The 17831-nt window shown below is 60.5% G+C and carries 18 protein-coding genes; 10 read left to right on the forward strand and 8 right to left on the reverse strand.

Translation table 11 applies throughout. The features are described from left to right. Positions 1–222 precede the first annotated feature (222 nt). From ACTV8E_RS08905 to ACTV8E_RS08920, 4 genes are all read right to left on the reverse strand, one after another. Entirely contained in the window at positions 223–1287 is a 1065-nt protein-coding gene (locus tag ACTV8E_RS08905; RefSeq protein ID WP_251835128.1) for a porin, read from the reverse strand. A 328-nt stretch (positions 1288–1615) separates the two neighbouring features. Next, the gene (gene ccoM, locus ACTV8E_RS08910) at positions 1616–1732 is read right to left on the reverse strand and encodes a cytochrome c oxidase subunit CcoM (RefSeq protein ID WP_286010174.1); all 117 of its coding nucleotides are present in this window, start codon (positions 1730–1732) and stop codon (positions 1616–1618) included. Between the two features lie 274 nt (positions 1733–2006). Next, on the reverse strand, positions 2007–2177 hold the full coding sequence (locus ACTV8E_RS08915; RefSeq protein WP_251835127.1) for a hypothetical protein: 171 nt from the start codon (positions 2175–2177) through the stop codon (positions 2007–2009). Positions 2178–2280: 103 nt separating this feature from the next. Next, positions 2281–2583 carry an aspartate-semialdehyde dehydrogenase gene (locus ACTV8E_RS08920; protein WP_443199250.1) on the reverse strand — a complete coding sequence of 101 codons (303 nt, stop codon included), beginning with the start codon at positions 2581–2583 and terminating at the stop codon, positions 2281–2283. A 126-nt stretch (positions 2584–2709) separates the two neighbouring features. Here ACTV8E_RS08920 and rapA point away from each other — a divergent pair, with 126 nt between their 5' ends. Continuing rightward, positions 2710–5556, forward strand: a complete 2847-nt coding sequence (rapA, locus tag ACTV8E_RS08925; protein ID WP_443199251.1) for an RNA polymerase-associated protein RapA — start codon at positions 2710–2712, stop codon at positions 5554–5556. A 136-nt stretch (positions 5557–5692) separates the two neighbouring features. Beyond that, positions 5693–7846, forward strand: a complete 2154-nt coding sequence (locus tag ACTV8E_RS08930) for a putative bifunctional diguanylate cyclase/phosphodiesterase (RefSeq protein ID WP_443199252.1) — start codon at positions 5693–5695, stop codon at positions 7844–7846. A 31-nt stretch (positions 7847–7877) separates the two neighbouring features. Here the strand turns inward: ACTV8E_RS08930 and ACTV8E_RS08935 are convergent, their stop codons facing one another. From ACTV8E_RS08935 to ACTV8E_RS08950, 4 genes are all read right to left on the reverse strand, one after another. Beyond that, positions 7878–8666: a hydroxypyruvate isomerase family protein gene (locus ACTV8E_RS08935; RefSeq protein WP_443199253.1), complete on the reverse strand. Its 789-nt coding sequence runs from the start codon at positions 8664–8666 to the stop codon at positions 7878–7880. After that, a complete protein-coding gene (locus tag ACTV8E_RS08940; protein ID WP_443199254.1) occupies positions 8663–9550 on the reverse strand; it encodes an NAD(P)-dependent oxidoreductase in 888 nt (295 codons plus the stop codon). Before ACTV8E_RS08940 ends, ACTV8E_RS08935 begins: the two co-directional genes overlap by 4 nt. 95 nt (positions 9551–9645) lie before the next feature. Further along, positions 9646–10008, reverse strand: a complete 363-nt coding sequence (locus tag ACTV8E_RS08945) for a DUF5064 family protein (RefSeq protein ID WP_251835121.1) — start codon at positions 10006–10008, stop codon at positions 9646–9648. 51 nt (positions 10009–10059) lie between these two features. Continuing rightward, the gene (locus ACTV8E_RS08950) at positions 10060–10377 is read right to left on the reverse strand and encodes a DUF2288 domain-containing protein (RefSeq protein ID WP_443199255.1); all 318 of its coding nucleotides are present in this window, start codon (positions 10375–10377) and stop codon (positions 10060–10062) included. Positions 10378–10650: 273 nt separating this feature from the next. Here ACTV8E_RS08950 and ACTV8E_RS08955 point away from each other — a divergent pair, with 273 nt between their 5' ends. The 8 genes from ACTV8E_RS08955 to ACTV8E_RS08990 all read left to right on the forward strand — a co-directional run bounded on the left by ACTV8E_RS08955 (position 10651) and on the right by ACTV8E_RS08990 (position 17808). Further along, on the forward strand, positions 10651–11772 hold the full coding sequence (locus ACTV8E_RS08955) for a branched-chain amino acid ABC transporter substrate-binding protein (protein WP_251835119.1): 1122 nt from the start codon (positions 10651–10653) through the stop codon (positions 11770–11772). A 108-nt stretch (positions 11773–11880) separates the two neighbouring features. Continuing rightward, positions 11881–12804 carry a high-affinity branched-chain amino acid ABC transporter permease LivH gene (gene livH / locus ACTV8E_RS08960; protein WP_251835118.1) on the forward strand — a complete coding sequence of 308 codons (924 nt, stop codon included), beginning with the start codon at positions 11881–11883 and terminating at the stop codon, positions 12802–12804. Next, positions 12801–14054, forward strand: a complete 1254-nt coding sequence (locus ACTV8E_RS08965; protein ID WP_251835117.1) for a high-affinity branched-chain amino acid ABC transporter permease LivM — start codon at positions 12801–12803, stop codon at positions 14052–14054. Before livH ends, ACTV8E_RS08965 begins: the two co-directional genes overlap by 4 nt. Beyond that, positions 14051–14818 carry a high-affinity branched-chain amino acid ABC transporter ATP-binding protein LivG gene (gene livG / locus ACTV8E_RS08970; protein ID WP_443199256.1) on the forward strand — a complete coding sequence of 256 codons (768 nt, stop codon included), beginning with the start codon at positions 14051–14053 and terminating at the stop codon, positions 14816–14818. The genes ACTV8E_RS08965 and livG overlap by 4 nt, the downstream gene beginning before the upstream one ends. Then, positions 14818–15519 (forward strand): ABC transporter ATP-binding protein, encoded by a 702-nt coding sequence (locus ACTV8E_RS08975; protein ID WP_443199257.1) that lies wholly within the window; start codon positions 14818–14820, stop codon positions 15517–15519. Before livG ends, ACTV8E_RS08975 begins: the two co-directional genes overlap by 1 nt. Positions 15520–15808: 289 nt before the next feature. Beyond that, entirely contained in the window at positions 15809–16414 is a 606-nt protein-coding gene (locus ACTV8E_RS08980) for a LemA family protein (RefSeq protein WP_273537066.1), read from the forward strand. After that, on the forward strand, positions 16414–17178 hold the full coding sequence (locus ACTV8E_RS08985) for a TPM domain-containing protein (RefSeq protein ID WP_443199258.1): 765 nt from the start codon (positions 16414–16416) through the stop codon (positions 17176–17178). The genes ACTV8E_RS08980 and ACTV8E_RS08985 overlap by 1 nt, the downstream gene beginning before the upstream one ends. Positions 17179–17190: 12 nt before the next feature. After that, positions 17191–17808, forward strand: a complete 618-nt coding sequence (locus ACTV8E_RS08990) for a TPM domain-containing protein (RefSeq protein ID WP_443199259.1) — start codon at positions 17191–17193, stop codon at positions 17806–17808. Positions 17809–17831 lie beyond the last annotated feature (23 nt).

The following is a 17831-nucleotide window of genomic DNA, read 5'->3' on the forward strand; positions in this document are numbered from 1 at the left end:
AACCTGATAACAGCCCCACTACAAGAGCAACCCCGAAAAAACCGCGCATGAAGACTCCTTGAAACGATAAGCGAACCGGGTTGCACGAACTGAAATGGCAACCATCTTGGGAAACAAATTGAGAAGCCAGAATAAGTACAAATAATTTCAGTTCGATGACAAAAAGCCGGGTTGCTCAAGGAGAGCAACCCGGCTTGATGTTTCTGATCCCGCTAGGCGCAATTAGAAGTCGTAGCGCAGACCCACGGAGAAGCCAGTGGCTTCTTCACCTGCAGCACCACCTGGCGTAGCAGTGCGAGCTTGGCCCCACGGAGTCAGAGCAACGTTGTCGTCATTGTCGACCACCGCATAGTTGGCGTAGATACGTACGGCCTTGTCCAGCTTGTGCTCCACACCCACGACCCACATGTCGGAGTCATAGCTGTCAGCGTCTGCATCACGTGTCATCCACATCGCCTTGACGGCCGTGTTAGCCGCAACCTTGAACTCGCCGCCCACACCGTATACATCGGAGGTCAGCAGATCACGTGTGGCATCAGACGTAGCATCGGTGCCGGTGTAGTCCAGCGTCTGGTAGAAGCCGACCATTTTGAAAGCGTCGGTCAGCTTGTAGGCGGCAGCGGCACGAATGCCATCACGCTCTCCACGACCCGTGTCCTCCTCGGCCTGCTCGTAAGCCAAGGAAGCCTCGAACGGGCCACCAGCGTAGTTCAGCGACATGCTCATGGAGTCGGTTTTCAGCGAATCGCCGTCAGCATCAACTTGAGCCGACTCACCTTCATGTACCGAGTAAGCCAGCTTGGCATTGAAGCCGCCGAAGCTCGGCGTGGTGTACTGAACCGTGTTGTCATAACGCTCGTCAAAACGCGCATTGCCAACGCGAGTCAGGTTACGCATATCACCGACCTGATCACCGAACAGGTTGGCCGGACCACGGGCGACCTTGAACGGGCTGTCAAAACGGCCCAGCTGCACGGCACCGAATTTTTTGCCGCTCAGACCCACGAAGGTATCGCGGGTGTTGAAACCGTTGCCATCACCACCATTGGTGAAGTTGATTTCCTGCTCGATCTGGAAGAATGCCTTCAGATCCGGGTTGATTTGATGATCGCCCTTGAAACCCAGGCGAGAAGAGTTGCTGGAGATGTTGGTTTCGGAATAATCAGCACCGTCGTCCAGGAAATCGGTTGATACATGAGCGCGACCATAAACAGTGATATCGGCCATCGCCACGGCAGGCAATACGGCTGCAGCACTTACAACAATCGCAATCAACTTCTTCTTCATCTGAAAAGCTCCATCGGGTTTGTATAACGTCCCAGCGACCTGAACGTTTCGTTGTTGGACTGAAGCGAAGTATGGAAACCCGATGTGACAGAACTCTTGCTGAATTATGAAGATTTGAAGTCAACGGAACTTTTCGAGAAAAACCGGAAAAACAAAGGGTTGCAGTCGATTCATTCCGAGAAAAGCCTTTCTTGCTCTTATTATGTTACGAGGCGAGGAAGGCAACAGATATTGCATCTGTACATTGCAGGAGGAATTATTCGACACAAAAAAAAAGGGGCGACCGAAGTCGCCCTAAATGCCTTGCGTGCTCTTGAAACTGGAAAGATCAGTTCGCTTTGGTTTTCTTGGCATCTTTCCAGATGAAATATCCAAATCCGGCGCAGAACACGACGCAAAGTCCAACAATCAGGACTCCTGCAACAACTACTTCGTCGATGTACATATCCTGTCTCCTGGGCTGGCGCTGTTGCTTTGAATAACTGCAGATTGCCACAACCCTGTGGCCAGCCATTGACGTGGGTCAACTTTCGGCCCCGGACGGCAACCGAGTACAGCGCAAACTGATCTGAATCAAGAGATAAGAGTGTGTGAGGAAGACGGGCCAGGTCGTCGCCCAAGCCAGCAGCCGTTCGCGGCGAAGGCGCTGCCCAACGGAAAATCGAGCTCCCGCATCTACCTATGAGAGGCGGCTCGCCCTCGGGCGAAGCTTCGAAACTTCACCGCTTCTTCGGGGTGCCCTTGGGCTTCTTCGTGGCCTTCTTGCCCTTTGGCAGCGGCAGTGCCTGCTCGAAGGCCTGACGCACATCATTCAGGCGCTTTTCGTGCAGATCATGGATGCGCTTGCCGCGTTCGGCGGTAAAGTCGATCAGCTTGTCGTCTGGATTCATGGTCAGCTTCAATCGGGTCGGAATCGGTGATGCACCCTAGAGGGATGCGCCTGGACAATAATGATGCGGCGTCAGAGCGCTGATGACCAGCGCAACCACCTACTCAGGCCTTGATGTCCACCCATATGCCCTTGCGCGGCAGGTTTTCATCCAGGCTGTACTCCTCCTCAAGCGCCTCGCCAGAGGCTTCGCCCTCGGCCCGGGCTCGTTCGCGCTGCTGCTGGCGGCGGCGCTGCTCCTCGCGCAGGCGCATGGCGGTTTCTTCTGGATCACGCTTACCCAGAGCCACTGAATTGTCGGCTGAGGTTTCCTCAACCGGTACCACAGGTGGGACATCGGGACGGGCTTTGGGCGGGTCCTGCTGACTGGTCACCGCAACCTGACTGGGCAAGATTGGCGGAAGCATGGCTGATTCTCCTTGTTATTCACTCTGTCGGCAGCCGCCAGTCGGGCTTGAGGGGTCACTACACTACTCGGAAACCCTCCGTGCTTCCGGTACCATACCCGGCTTTTTCACTCGACGGAGACACGCATGGCGCAGCAGCAGTATCAACCGGGGCAACGCTGGATCAGCGACAGCGAAGCAGAGTTGGGGCTCGGCACCATCCTCGCTCAGGACGGCCGCCTGCTTACCGTGCTCTACCCTGCCACCGGCGATACGCGTCAGTACGCTCTGCGCAGTGCTCCGCTGACCCGTGTGCGCTTTGCTCCCGGCGATGAAATCACCCATTTCGATGGCTGGAAACTGATCGTTCGCGAAGTCGAGGATGTTGACGGCCTGCTGGTCTATCACGGCCTCAACGCCGAGAACGAAGAGTGCACGCTGCCTGAAACCCAGCTGTCTAATTTCATCCAGTTCCGTCTGGCCAGCGACCGCCTGTTTGCCGGCCAGATCGACCCCTTTTCCTGGTTTGCCCTGCGCTATCACAGCCTGACGCACCGCAGTCGCATCCTGCAGTCGCCGCTGTGGGGGCTCGGCGGCGTACGTGCGCAGCCGATCCCGCATCAATTGCACATCGCCCGCGAAGTGGCCGACCGCATGGCGCCGCGCGTTTTGCTGGCCGACGAAGTGGGCCTGGGCAAGACCATCGAAGCCGGCTTGGTGATCCACCGCCAGTTGCTTACCGGACGCGCCAACCGCGTGCTGATCCTCGTGCCGGAAAACCTCCAGCACCAGTGGTTGGTGGAAATGCGCCGGCGCTTCAACCTGCAGGTCGCGCTGTTCGATGCCGAGCGCTTCGCCGAGAGCGATGCCGATAACCCCTTCGAGGACACCCAGCTGGCGCTGGTTGCCCTGGAGTGGCTGAAGGACGACGACAAGGCACAGAATGCCCTGTTCGCCGCTGGCTGGGATCTGCTGGTGGTCGACGAAGCCCACCACTTGGTCTGGCACCCGGAGCAGGCCAGCCCACAATACGTGCTGGTCGAACAACTGGCCGCCGCCATCCCCGGCGTACTGCTGCTCACCGCCACACCGGAACAGCTGGGCCAGGACAGCCACTTCGCCCGCCTGCGCCTGCTCGACCCGAGCCGGTTCCACGACCTGAAAGCGTTCCGTGCCGAAAGTGCGAACTACAAGCCGGTGGCCGAAGCGGTGCAGGAACTGCTCGATGAAGGTCGTCTGTCGGACCAGGCACACCGCACCATCCACGAATTTCTCGGCGATGAAGGCGAAGCGCTGCTGGCCGCTGTCACGGATGGCGATATCCAAGCCAGTGGTCGTCTGGTGCGCGAACTGCTCGACCGTCATGGCACCGGCCGCGTGCTGTTTCGCAACACCCGCGCCGCGGTGCGCGGTTTCCCCGAACGTGAGCTGCATGCCTACCCACTGGCCAGCCCCGACGAGTACATGGAGCTGCCCGTCAGCGAGCACGCCGAGCTGTACCCGGAACTCGGCTATCAGGCCGGGGCGCAAGAAGAGGAGCCGCGCTGGTGGAGTTTCGATCCGCGCACGGAGTGGCTGATCGATACCCTGAAGATGCTCAAGCAGTTCAAGGTACTGGTGATCTGTGCCCATGCCGAAACGGCACTGGACCTGGAAGAAGCCCTGCGCGTGCGCTCCGGCATCCCGGCTACGGTATTCCATGAGGGCATGAGCATTCTCGAACGCGACCGCGCCGCCGCCTACTTTGCCGATGAAGAGTTCGGCGCACAGGTGCTGATCTGTTCGGAAATCGGCAGTGAAGGCCGCAACTTCCAGTTCGCCCATCATCTGGTGCTGTTCGACCTGCCGGCCCACCCGGACCTGCTCGAACAGCGTATTGGCCGCCTCGACCGCATCGGCCAGCAGCACCGCATCCAGCTGCATGTGCCCTACCTGGAAAACAGCGCCCAGGAGCGGCTATTTCAGTGGTACCACCAGGCCTTGAATGCCTTCCTGAATACCTGCCCGACCGGCAACGCCCTGCAGCATCAGTTCGGTCCCCAGTTGCTGGAGCAGCTCGAAGGGGGTGATGACCATCAATGGGAAACCTTGCTGAGCAACGCCCGTACCGAGCGCGAACGGCTTGAAGCCGAGATGCACAGTGGCCGCGACCGTCTGCTGGAGCTCAACTCCAGCGGCGCCGGCGAAGGCCAAAGCCTGGTCGAAGCGATCCTTGAACAGGACGATGAATACGCCCTGCCGATCTATATGGAAGAGTTGTTCAACGCGTTCGGTATCCACAGTGAAGACCATTCGGACAACGCGCTGATCCTGCGCCCCAGCGAGAAAATGCTCGACGCTAGCTTCCCGCTTGGCGACGACGAAGGCGTCACCATCACCTACGATCGCAACCAGGCACTGGCCCGCGAAGACATGCAGTTCCTCACCTGGGAACATCCCATGGTGCAGGGTGGCATGGACCTCGTGCTCTCCGGCGCGATGGGCAACACCTCGGTAGCACTGATCAAGAACAAGGCGCTCAAGCCCGGGACCGTATTGCTCGAACTGCTCTTCGTCAGCGATGTGGTCGCTCCGCGCGCCCTGCAGCTGAGCCGCTACCTGCCGCCCATGGCACTGCGTTGCCTGCTGGATGCCAAAGGCAACGACCTGGCGGCCAAGGTCGGTTTCGAAACCCTCAACGACCAGCTGGAAAGTGTGCCGCGCATCAGCGCCAACAAGTTCGTTCAGGCCCAGCGCGACGTGCTCGCCACGCAGTTCAACCTGGCCGAAACCAAGATTCAGCCGCGCCATGCCGAGCGTGTCGCCGATGCCAAGCATCGCCTGACCGCAGAACTGGACGAGGAGATCGCCCGTCTCACCGCGCTGCAAGCGGTCAACCCCAGCGTGCGCGACAGCGAGATCGATGCCCTGCGCCACCAGCGCGAAGACGGCCTGAGCTACCTCGACAAGGCCTCGCTGCGTCTGGAAGCCATCCGCGTACTGGTGGCCGGCTGATCCATGTCACGACCTGAGAACAGGGACGCTCTCAGGTCTGTCTGGTTACCGCCAGCATAAGCAAAAGAAATAAGCATTTTGCCATCACGCCCTTTTCTTATTAAGCTCTGCTTAAACTAGAAAAGAGCCTGCGTGCATGGATGTATTTAGCTCGAAACTGGTGTCCAGTCTGCCACCGGATGACCAGTTCATTGTCTTGCAAACCAGTCATGATGCTGGGTTGGTGCTGTTGTCGCTGTTGGTGGCGATTGCCACCAGTTTCACCACACTCAGCCTGATTGAACGGATGGCCCATGCGTTCGATCCCCTGCGCCGCGCTTTCTGGGCCACCGCAGCCACGTTGTGCCTAACCAGTGGAATCTGGTCCATGCATTTCGTTGGCATGCATGCCTTCCAGGCGCCGGTCGAGCTGCACCATGAACTCCCGCTCACCCTGGTATCGCTGGTGGTCGCCCTCGCGGCTTCGGCTCTGACTATCTATACACTGGGCCCGCGCTGGCTGCGCTTGTCACACGTCGGCCTGGCCGCGTTGATCATCGGGCTGGGTATCAGTGCCATGCACTACACCGGCATGGCCGCCATGGCCACCCCGAAGGCCACCGCCTATTACCACGGCGAACGGGTTCTGCTATCGGTACTGCTGGCAGTCGCCGCCGCCATAGCCAGCCTGCTGCTTGCCCGCCACGCCCATCGCCTGCGCTACAACCTCGGGCGGCTGATCAAATTTCTGGCCAGCTTGTTGCTGGGCGGCGCAATCCTGGCCATGCACTACTGTGGCATGTGGGCTTTGGTACTGATCCTGCCCATTGACGCGTCCCTGCCGACGATCCCCCCCCTTCATGACCCTGCACGGGGACAGGTCATTGGCCTGGCCATGCTGCTGTTTGCCGCTCTGTGCCTAGGCGCGACTTGGGTCGACCGCACGTTGATCCAGAAGGAGCGTGCCCTGCGCCGTGCCAATGCACGCCTCAGGGAGTTGGACCAGGCCAAGGACTCCTTGCAGGCAATTGCCCATCGCGACGCGCTGACTGACTTGCTCAATCGCCGAGGCTTCGAGGAGCAGTTCGCCTGCCGCCTGGATTTGTATAGCCGGCGCGATCAATCACTGGCATTGATGTTCCTCGATCTGGATAACTTCAAGCAGATCAATGACAACCTCGGCCATGCGGTCGGCGATGAGCTGCTCAAGATCGTTGCCCAGCGTCTGCGCCAAGTGTTGCGAGATGATGACGTGATCGCTCGTTTCGGCGGTGACGAATTCTGCGTGCTCATCGGCCTGCCTCGTCAGCGCGATCCGGTGTTTTTGGCCCAGCGCATCGTGCAAGACCTCACCCAGCCGGTCCGGCTCGTCGGGCAGCGCGTGGAAATCTCCACCAGCATCGGCGTCAGTCTGTTCCCCCGTGACGGCAGCAACGTTGGCGAGTTGCTCGAACATGCCGACATGGCCTTGTACGAAGCCAAGGAAGCGGGGCGAAACCAGGCTTATTTCTTCAACCAGGAGTTGCGCACGCGCTCGGTGGACGTTCGCCACCGAGAAGGTGAACTACTACAAGCCCTGAAGCAGGATCGCGGGTTGCTTTTGCACTATCAGCCCATCATCGATCTGCACAGCGGCAAGGTTGTCAAGCTGGAAGCCTTGCTTCGCTGGGAGCATCCCCAGCTGGGCCTGCTGATGGCCGAGGACTTCCTGCCTCTGGCCTCAGCAGCCCTGCGCGCGAACCTGGATGCCTGGTGTCTACGCCGCGCCCATTATGATCTGTCTCGGCTGGGGCTGCCGCAGCAACTGACAATAGCCTTGGACGCCGCGATTCCGCAGCTGGGCCAGAACCTTTGGCTCGATGGCTTGCGGGGCATTCTTGAAGGTCAGGCAATTAACCCCGCACAGGTCGAACTGGAAGTGTCGGCCACTAATCTGAACAAACTGCAGGTCACCACTTTGCTCTTACAGATACGAGCCTTAGGGGTGAACCTGTCCATCGATCATTTTGGCGCTGCGCCCTTCGCCCTGGACGTACTGCAGCGTCTGACGCCGAGCGGACTGAAAATAGGCCCTGGCCTTGTCCAGTCGGCGCAGGGGCATAAGCAAATGGCAGCCGTCGTTGCCGTGGCCCATGCCTTGGAATTGCAGATCACCGCACTGGATGTGGAAAACGAAGAGCAGCTTCAACTGTTACGTCAGCAGGGCTGTAATCTGGCCCAAGGACCGTATTTCGCTCCGGCCATGTCGCTGCAGAGCCTTCACGATTACCTGACGAACCCGTGCTACCTGCTCGAACCGGCGTTGATCTGACAAGCGCTTCAGCCACATCTGTGCGGAATCGCTAGAACGCCTTCTGCCGCCAGCGCAACAACCAGTCAAGATCGGCGCAAGTACCCGCGTCTGCCGGCACGTACTCAGCCGCCAGCCACCCCTGATAACCACTGCGCTCGAGCGACGCCAATGCGGCGGCGAAATCTACGCGACCACTACCCGGCGCCCCGCGGCCCGGGCAGTCGGCAAATTGCACATGGCCGATACGCCCGGCCAGCCGTTCGATGGCCAGGGGCAGGTCCACGCCCTGACGGGCCATATGATAGAAATCCAGCTGGGCCGCAAAGTTGGGATGATCCACCGCACGTAACAGCTCATCGAGGTGCTCAGGCGTGTTGATAAGGAAGCCCGGCATGTCCAATGGGTTGATCGCCTCGGCCAACACGCGAATCCCCAGCGCATCGAACGCCTCGGCGCTCTTTTGCACATTGCCGACCAAGGTGCGCATCGCCTCGCCACGACTGACACCCTCCGCCAGGCGCCCGGCCAGCAGGTTCACGCAGCGTGGCCGTACCATGGCCGCATAGCTCAAGGCTCCTTCCAGCGCAGCATCGAATTCGCCCTGGCGCTGCGGCACGCCAGCCAACCCCGCACCACCCTGCATGAAATCGCCAGCCGGCAAGTTGATCAACACCAAGGGCAGGCCGGCTCGCTCCAGCTCCTCTTTGAGGCGTATGGCAGGCAGCTCGTAGGGAAACTGGATTTCTACCCCATCGAAGCCCGCTACACTTGCGCCGCGAATACGGTCGATCAACGGTAACTCGGTAAACAGTAAGGACAGATTGGCGGCGATGTTCATTTCTGCTCCTCGCGATACATCTGCACCAGCGTCGCCGGGTCTTGCGCAAGGTGACCCTGACTGCCATGCAATCGCATCAATTGGGCGGCCAGGCCACTCATCGGCGTGGCACTGCCCTGCTCACGGGACAGTTTCACGGCGGTATCCACATCCTTGAGCAAGGTGCGCACATGCCACTTGATCGGTTCAAAGCGACTTTCAGCCATTTGCGGTGCAAGGATCTGCAACGGCTTGGAATCGGCAAACCCACCGGCCAACGCCGGCGCAATCAAGCTGGCATCTACCCCGGCGCGCTCAGCCAGCGCCACCACCTCGGCAATCACCAATGCATTGCAGGCGACAATCATCTGGTTGCACACCTTGGTGACCTGGCCCGCGCCGACGTCGCCCATGCGCGTCAGACGCTGGCCCAAGTGCGTTAACACCGGGCGCACTCGCTCGATATCCGCGGCATCTCCGCCGGCCATGATTGCCAGCGTACCGGCCTCGGCGCCGGGGGTGCCGCCCGATACCGGCGCATCGATCCAGCGCATGCCGGTACGCGCTTCCAACTCGGCGGCCATTTCGCGGGTTGCCGCTGGTTCCAGGCTGGAAAAATCCATCAGCAGTTGACCGACGCGCGCACCCTCGACGATGCCGCCCGCGCCGAACACCACGTCTCTCACCGCCGCCGTGTCGGCCAGGCAGAGCATGACAATCTCGGCATCGCTGCATAGATCAGCCGGTCGCGGCGTTGCACGGGCACCCAGCTCCACAAGCGGCGCGCACTTGTCCGCCGAGCGGTTCCAGACAGACAACGGATAGCCGGCGGCCAACAGGCGTCGGGTCATTGGCAGACCCATCAGGCCGATACCGGCGAAGGCGAGGGAAGGCAAAGGCTGCATACCTGGCTCCAGGGCAAAAAAAGAGTGGCATCCTAACAGGCGGTACACTGGTCGAAATTGGCCGACGCTCCGCCTTTCCCGACGATCAAAACTGCCTACGGACGATCTTTCTCCACATGATCCAGGTTGATTGGATCACCGGCCTGCGTTTCCAGCTTTTCGCGAATATCGTCGAACATTCGGTCATATTCATCGTGGTGCGTCAGGATCAGTCCTTGCTCGGAAGGCAGGCCATGACGCGAGGCAAGTCGGGAGGCAACGCTGGCAAAGTTGAACGCGGTGTCACGGTGCAGGGTAAAACGTTCCTCGAAAGGCCGCTTCTCCACCACGCCACTCATGCGCAGCTCAAGCACCTTGCCTTCAACGGGATCGCTGCGCACCTCGTAATAAAGATCAATGGCATAACACGGCTCATCACCAGGCAGGCTGGCGCGGTGAAGGTGTCCGGGCTCGAACATGTGGGCGTACCTGTTGAACAGGAACGCTCAGCTTAGTTGTTTTGAGCCGTTTCAGTGCAGCGCCGAGCGCTCTGCCTTTTCTTGCACCAGTACCCAAGGGGCTACGACCACCGCCCAGAGCTGTGGATCACGGGACAGCAGATCGCTCGCGCGCTCTTCCTCGACCTTGCCTAGCGAGCCTTCGGCCAGCCAGCTGGAAACCTTGCTCGCCTGGTTTTCCGCCACCGCCTCGGCCACGGCAATCAGATCAAGGCCTTCATTGACCCACAGCAACGCGCCACGGGCAAAGAACGGCTGCAATTCCTGCCACGTGATGGAAGCAGTTTCGCCCAGCAGCTTGGCATAAAGGGTGCTTGGTGATTGCGACATGAACAGAACTACCGGTTGCGTTGGGCCGAATATGATAACGCCCTCGCCGGCAACACAACACCTAACTCCGGTTAATGGCCAGCAGAGGGATCGGGACAACTCATCAGGCGCCTATCGCTGCGATTTGGCGACAGGTTCTCGGGATTCACCCCCGCCGGCTTTCCAAGCGATCAAACAGCGCTCTACACTGAGTTCGATACGGTTTGGAATCCAGTACGCCAATCGCCCGGGCTCCCCGTCCGGGATACAACAACAATGAGACGAGTGGACATCATGACCAATACGACCCAACACCTGTGCAAACTGTTCTCTGCCATTGCCCTGGCCGGTTGCGCCAGTTACTCGATGGCCGCGGACACCATCAAGATCGCCCTTGCCGGCCCGGTGACCGGTGCCGTGGCGCAGTACGGCGAAATGCAATTCGTTGGCGCCAACATGGCCATCGAGCAGATCAACAAGGCCGGTGGTGTAGACGGCGCCCAGCTCGAGGGCGTGGTCTACGACGACGCGTGCGACCCGAAACAGGCCGTGGCGGTGGCCAACAAGATCGTCAACGATGGCATTTCCTTCGTAGTCGGCCACCTGTGTTCCAGCTCGACCCAGCCGGCCTCCGATATCTATGAGGACGAAGGCATCCTGATGATCACGGCGGCATCCACCAGCCCGGACATCACCGCGCGTGGCTACGAGCTGATTTTCCGCACCATCGGTTTGGATAACATGCAGGGCCCGACTGCTGGCAACTACATTGCCGATCACGTCAAACCCAAGGCTGTTGCGGTCGTGCATGACAAACAGCAGTACGGCGAAGGCATCGCCACGGCGGTGCGCGACACCTTGAAGGAAAAAGGCATCAATGTCGTCGCCTTCGAAGGCATCAACGCCGGCGACAAGGACTTCTCCGCGCTGATCGCCAAGCTCAAGCGCGCCAACGTCGATTTCGTTTATTACGGCGGTTACCACCCCGAACTCGGCCTGCTGCTGCGCCAAGCCAAGGAAAAGGGCCTGACTGCACGCTTCATGGGTCCCGAAGGTGTCGGCAATAAGGAAATTTCCGCCATCGCCGGCCCGGCCTCCGAAGGCATGCTGGTCACCCTGCCGCGCTCATTCGACCAGGACCCGAAGAACCAGGCATTGGTCGAGGCGTTCAAGGCCAAGAAGCAGGACCCCAGCGGTCCGTTCGTGTTTCCGGCCTATGCCGCGGTACAAGTGATCGCCGAGGGCATCGAGAAAGCCGGCAGCACCGACACCGAGAAAGTCGCCGCCGCGCTACGCGCCAATACCTTCGACACGCCCACCGGCTCCCTGGCCTTCGACGAGAAGGGCGACCTGAAGGACTTCAGCTTCGTCGTCTATGAGTGGCATCAGGACGGAACCAAGACCGAAGCTCAATAACCTGCCGCGCAAGCCCCCGCCGCATACCCGCGGGGGCTTTTATCCGAGTATCCCGAGGCATTGGCCGTCCACCGGACGGTGCCGGCGCGTACCCGAGGAGACAGGTAAATGCCTGAGATTTATCACTACCTGCAACAGTTGGTGAACGGCCTGACCATCGGCAGCACCTATGCGCTGATCGCCATTGGCTACACCATGGTTTACGGCATTATCGGCATGATCAACTTCGCCCACGGCGAGGTGTACATGATCGGCTCGTACATCGCCTTCATCGCTATTACCCTGCTGGCCATGGCCGGCATCGACAGCCTGATGCTGATCATGGTCGTCGCCTTTGCCGCCAGCATGATCGTCACCAGCGCGTTCGGCTACAGCATCGAACGGGTCGCCTACCGTCCCCTGCGTGGCGGCAATCGGCTGATCCCGTTGATCTCGGCCATTGGCATGTCGATTTTCCTGCAAAACGCCGTGATGCTCTCGCAAGACTCCAAGGACAAGGCCATCCCCAACCTGCTGCCCGGCAATTTCGTGTTCGGCGAAAGCACCATGAGCGGGGTGACCATTTCCTACATGCAGGTGCTGATTTTCGTCGTCACCTTCCTGGCCATGCTCGGCCTGACCCTGTTCATTTCCCGTTCACGCCTGGGTCGCGCCTGTCGCGCCTGCGCCGAAGACCTGAAAATGGCCAACCTGCTGGGCATCAACACCAACAACATCATTGCCCTGACCTTTGTGATTGGCGCCGCCCTGGCCGCCGTGGCCGGCGTATTGCTGGGCATGCAATACGGGGTGATCAACCCCTATCTGGGCTTCCTCGCTGGGATCAAAGCATTCACCGCCGCGGTACTCGGCGGTATCGGCAGCATTCCCGGTGCGGTACTGGGCGGCCTGGTACTGGGTGTGGCGGAAGCCATTGGCGCCGATATCTTTGGCGATCAATACAAAGACGTGGTGGCCTTCAGCCTGCTGGTGCTGGTGCTGCTGTTCCGTCCGACCGGGATTCTCGGCCGTCCGGAGGTGGAAAAGGTATGAGTCGGAACCTCAAGACCGCAATCTTCAGCACCGTGCTCCTGCTGCTGATTTCCTACCCCCTTCTCGGCCTCAAGCTCAGCGTGATCGGCATCGGTTTGCAGGTCGAAGGCGCCTCGCCCCGCACCCTGTGGACCATTGCCATCGCCGCCGCGCTGGTGTTCGTCTGGCAGTTGTTTCGCGACCGTTTGCCCGGTAGCGGCCGATTCACGGCGCTGCTGCCGTCCATGCCAAGCAGCGTCACGCACCGTCTGACTTTGCCCTCGACCCAGCGCTGGATCATTATGCTGCTGGTGGTGGTCGCCCTGGTCTGGCCGTTCTTCGGTTCGCGGGCGGCAGTGGACATCGCCACGCTTATTCTCATCTACGTGATGCTGGCCATCGGCCTGAACATCGTCGTCGGGCTGGCGGGGTTGCTCGATCTTGGTTATGTCGGCTTCTACGCGGTGGGTGCCTATACCTATGCACTGCTCGCTGAATACGCCGGCTTCGGCTTCTGGACCGCACTGCCGATTGCCGGGCTGATGGCCGCCACCTTCGGCTGCGTGCTCGGTTTTCCTGTGCTGCGCTTGCGCGGTGACTACCTGGCCATCGTCACCCTGGGCTTTGGCGAGATCATCCGCATCATGCTGCGCAACCTGACCAGTATCACCGGCGGCCCCAACGGTATCAGCTCGATTCCCAAACCGACGCTGTTCGGCCTGTCCTTCGACCGCCGCGCGCCGGATGGCATGCAGACCCTGCACGAGTTCTTTGGCTTCGCGTACAACTCCACCCACAAGGTGATCTTCCTTTACCTGATCGCCCTGCTGCTGGTGCTGTTGGCTTTGTTCGTCATCAACCGGCTGATGCGCATGCCCATCGGCCGGGCCTGGGAAGCGCTGCGCGAAGACGAAATCGCCTGTCGTGCCCTCGGACTCAATCCCACCGTAGTAAAGCTTTCCGCCTTCACCCTTGGCGCCACCTTCGCCGGGTTCGCGGGCAGCTTCTTCGCCGCGCGCCAGGGGTTGGTGACGCCGGAGTCTTTCAGCTTCATCGAGTCGGCCATGATCCTTGCCATTGTCGTGTTGGGCGGCATGGGCTCGCAGCTGGGCATCATCTTTGCCGCTGTGGTCATGGTGCTGCTGCAGGAAATGCGCGGGTTCAACGAGTACCGCATGCTGATCTTCGGCCTGACCATGATCGTAATGATGATCTGGCGTCCGCAGGGTCTGTTGCCCATGCAGCGACCGCACCTGGAGTTGAAGCCATGAGCCGCGCAATTCTCGAGGTCAGCGGCCTGTGCATGCGCTTTGGCGGGCTATTGGCGGTCAACGGGGTGAACCTGACCGTCAAGGAACAACAGGTGGTGTCGATGATCGGCCCTAACGGTGCGGGCAAGACCACAGTGTTCAATTGCCTCAACGGTTTTTATCAGCCCACCGCTGGGGAAATCCTGCTCGATGGCGACCCCATCCAAGGCTTGCCTGGCCACAAGATTGCCTGCAAAGGCGTGGTCCGAACGTTCCAGAACGTGCGCCTGTTCAAGGAGATGACCGCGGTAGAAAACTTGCTGGTGGCCCAGCATCAACACATCAACACCAACTTCTTCGCCGGCCTGTTCAAAACGCCCGGGTATCGAAAGAGTGAACAGGAAGCCATGCGCCACGCCGCTGAATGGCTGGAACGGGTCAACCTCACTGAGGTCGCCAACCGCCCAGCCGGCACTCTCGCCTATGGCCAGCAGCGACGTCTGGAAATCGCCCGCTGCATGATGACCCGTCCGCGCTTGCTGATGCTCGATGAACCCGCCGCTGGCCTCAACCCACGGGAAACTGAAGGCCTCAAGGCCTTGATTGGCCAGCTACGGGACGAACATGGCGTCACCGTACTGCTGATCGAGCATGACATGAAGCTGGTGATGAGTATTTCCGACCACATTGTCGTGATCAACCAGGGTGCGCCCCTGGCCGAGGGCACGCCGGAGCAGATCCGCAGCAACCCGGATGTGATCAAAGCCTACCTGGGGGAAACCTGATGCTGCAGTTCGATAATGTTTCCACCTTCTACGGCAAGATCCAGGCACTGCACGGGGTCAGCCTGGCCGTGCAACGGGGCGAGATCGTCACCCTGATCGGTGCCAATGGCGCCGGCAAATCCACCTTGCTGATGACGCTGTGCGGCTCACCGCGGGCCGCCAGCGGCAGCATTCGTTACGAGGACGAAGAACTGGTCGGCCAGGACACCTGCGACATCATGCGCAAAAGCATCGCGGTGGTGCCCGAGGGACGTCACATCTTTGCCCGCCTGACGGTGGAAGAAAACCTGGTGATGGGCGCCTATTACCTGGCCAAGCAGGACTACCAGCAGCAGTTGGATAGGGTGCTGGAACTGTTTCCGCGCCTCAAGGAACGTTTCACCCAGCGCGGTGGCACCATGTCCGGCGGCGAGCAGCAGATGCTCGCCATCGCACGGGCACTGATGAGCCAGCCCAAACTGCTGCTGCTCGATGAACCTTCGCTGGGCCTGGCGCCGATCATCATCCAGCAGATTTTTGAGATCATCGAGCAATTGCGCAGCGCCGGCGTGACCATTTTTCTGGTCGAACAGAACGCCAACCAGGCGCTCAAGCTCGCCGACCGAGGTTACGTACTGGAAAACGGCCGCATTGTCACCCAGGGCACTGGCGAGGAATTGCTCGACGACCCCAAGGTTCGCGATGCGTATCTGGGAGGTTGACTGCGCTCTGTATGCCGGCAAGACATCTTGCCGATACGAATAAACCTAAGCCCGGCGAGCCGGGCTTTAATTATGGAGCGAATAGTAGAGAACCTGTAGCTGACGGCAACGCTCATCACATCGGGGGTTCGGTACATTAATTAGCGTCGGAGCGCCCGCAAAATGCCGGGGACTGCGTGATGGGTGAAGCGGCGACAGCCTGGTTTCAACGGGCCAGGGGGCAAGAAGGCATCTACAGTAAAACCACCGGCGGCTATCCCTGCTCCGCCCTGTCACCGGGAGATTTAAGATGCATGGCCCGTCACGCCTCGCCTCGCTGCGCACCCTCGCCAGCCTGCTGCTCGTCACTTTGCTGAGCGGCTGCGGAATCAACAACATTCCCAGCTATGACGAGCAAGTCAAATCCGCCTGGGCGCAGGTGGAAAACCAGTACCAACGCCGCGCCGACCTGATTCCCAACCTGGTGGAAACCGTTAAAGGCTACGCCCGCCAGGAACAAGAAACCCTCACAGCGGTGATCGAGGCACGGGCCAAGGCGACCTCGATCCAGGTGGATGCCAATACCCTCGACGATCCTGCCAAACTGCGTCAGTTCGAACAGGCCCAGGATCAGTTGAGCGGCGCCTTGAGCAGGCTGATGGTGGTGGTGGAACGCTACCCTGACCTCAAGTCCAACCAGAACTTCCTCGCCCTGCAATCCCAGCTCGAAGGTACCGAGAATCGCATCGCCGTGGCGCGGCGCGACTTTATCGCCGCCGTGCAACGTTACAACACCGAGATCCGCACCTTCCCAGGCCGCATCTGGCATACCTTGATGTACAGCGACATGCCGATCCGCGAGACCTTCGAGGCCACCTCGGAGAATGCGGAGCAGGCCCCACAAGTGCAGTTCTGATGCAACGGGGCCATGCCGTTGTCGACTGGCGGTATTTGCTGCTGATCGCCCTGCTGTTCTGCCTGGGCGCCACTGGCGTGCAAGCACAAGTCCAGTTTCCGCCACTCACCGGCCGAGTGGTCGACCAGGCCGAGCTGCTGGACGCTCCCAGCGAAAGCCAACTGGCCCAGCAGCTTGCCGCCCATGAACAGGCCACCGGCGAGCAATTGGTGGTGGTCACCGTGCCCGACCTGCAAGGTCGCAGCATCGAGGAATTCGGCGTCGAGCTGGGCCGCCACTGGGGCATCGGTCAGAAGGACCGGGACAACGGCGCGCTGCTGATTATCGCCCGCGACGAACGCAAGATCCGCATCGAGGTCGGCTATGGCCTGGAAGGCCGACTCACCGATGCGCAATCGGCGCTGATTATCCACAACCTGATCGCCCCGGCCTTTCGCCAGGGCGATTACGCCGGGGGCATTCGCGCCGGTGTCGACGCCATGCTGCAGGTGCTCGGCGGCGAGCCGCTGGAAGGCTACAGCGCCGCCCAGGGCGGTGGCGAACAGCAGCCCGCCGGGCTGCTGTTCTTGATCATGTTCATTGCGATCATCCTGTTTCTCGGCGGGGGCGGCGGCGGACGGCGCAAGCGTGGACGAGGACGGGATGTGATTGCCGGCGCGCTGCTCGGCACCTTGCTTGGACGTGGCGGCGGCGGGTTTGGCGGGGGAGGATTCGGCGGGGGCGGCGGCGGTTTCGGGGGCGGTGGCGCCTCCGGTGGCTGGTAAACGGAGAGACACATGAGCCTACTCAACGAACAGGAACAGCAGCAGGTCGCCGATGCGATTACCCGCGTCGAGCGCAGCACCGATGCCGAGCTGGTCACCGTACTGGCGGCCCAGGCGGACGATTACCATTACATTCCTCTGGTGTGGGCCGGCCTGATTGCCCTGTTGCTGCCCGGCATCCTCAACGTATTAGGCGATTGGTTGAACGCCCGTCAGCTCTTGCTGAGCCAGTGGAGCAGCTTTCTGCTACTGGGCCTGCTGTTCAGGCTTCCCGCGCTGCGCCTGCGCCTGATTCCCCTGCGGGTGCGTCACTGGCGGGCGGCCAACCTGGCACGTAGACAGTTTCTCGAACAGCAGTTGCACCACACCGACGGCGATGTAGGCCTGCTGATCTTCGTCAGCGAAGCCGAGCATTATGTGGAAATTCTCGCCGACCGCGGTATTTCCAGCCGCATCGGCAACGACGTGTGGGAAAGCCTGATCGCACGCTTTACCCAGCAGGTACGCCGAGGGCAAACCCTGCAGGGTTTTCTTGACTGCATCGAGGGCTGTGGCCGGCACCTCCAGGCACACCTGCCGGCAACCCATGAGCGCAACCAGCTGGCCAACCGGCTGGTGGTTCTGGAGTGAAGCTTGGGAGTCAAGTCAGCGCG

It is taken from the genome of Pseudomonas sp. B392_1p (assembly GCF_052245235.1).
GTDB classification, from domain to species: Bacteria; Pseudomonadota; Gammaproteobacteria; order Pseudomonadales; family Pseudomonadaceae; genus Serpens; species Serpens gallinarum.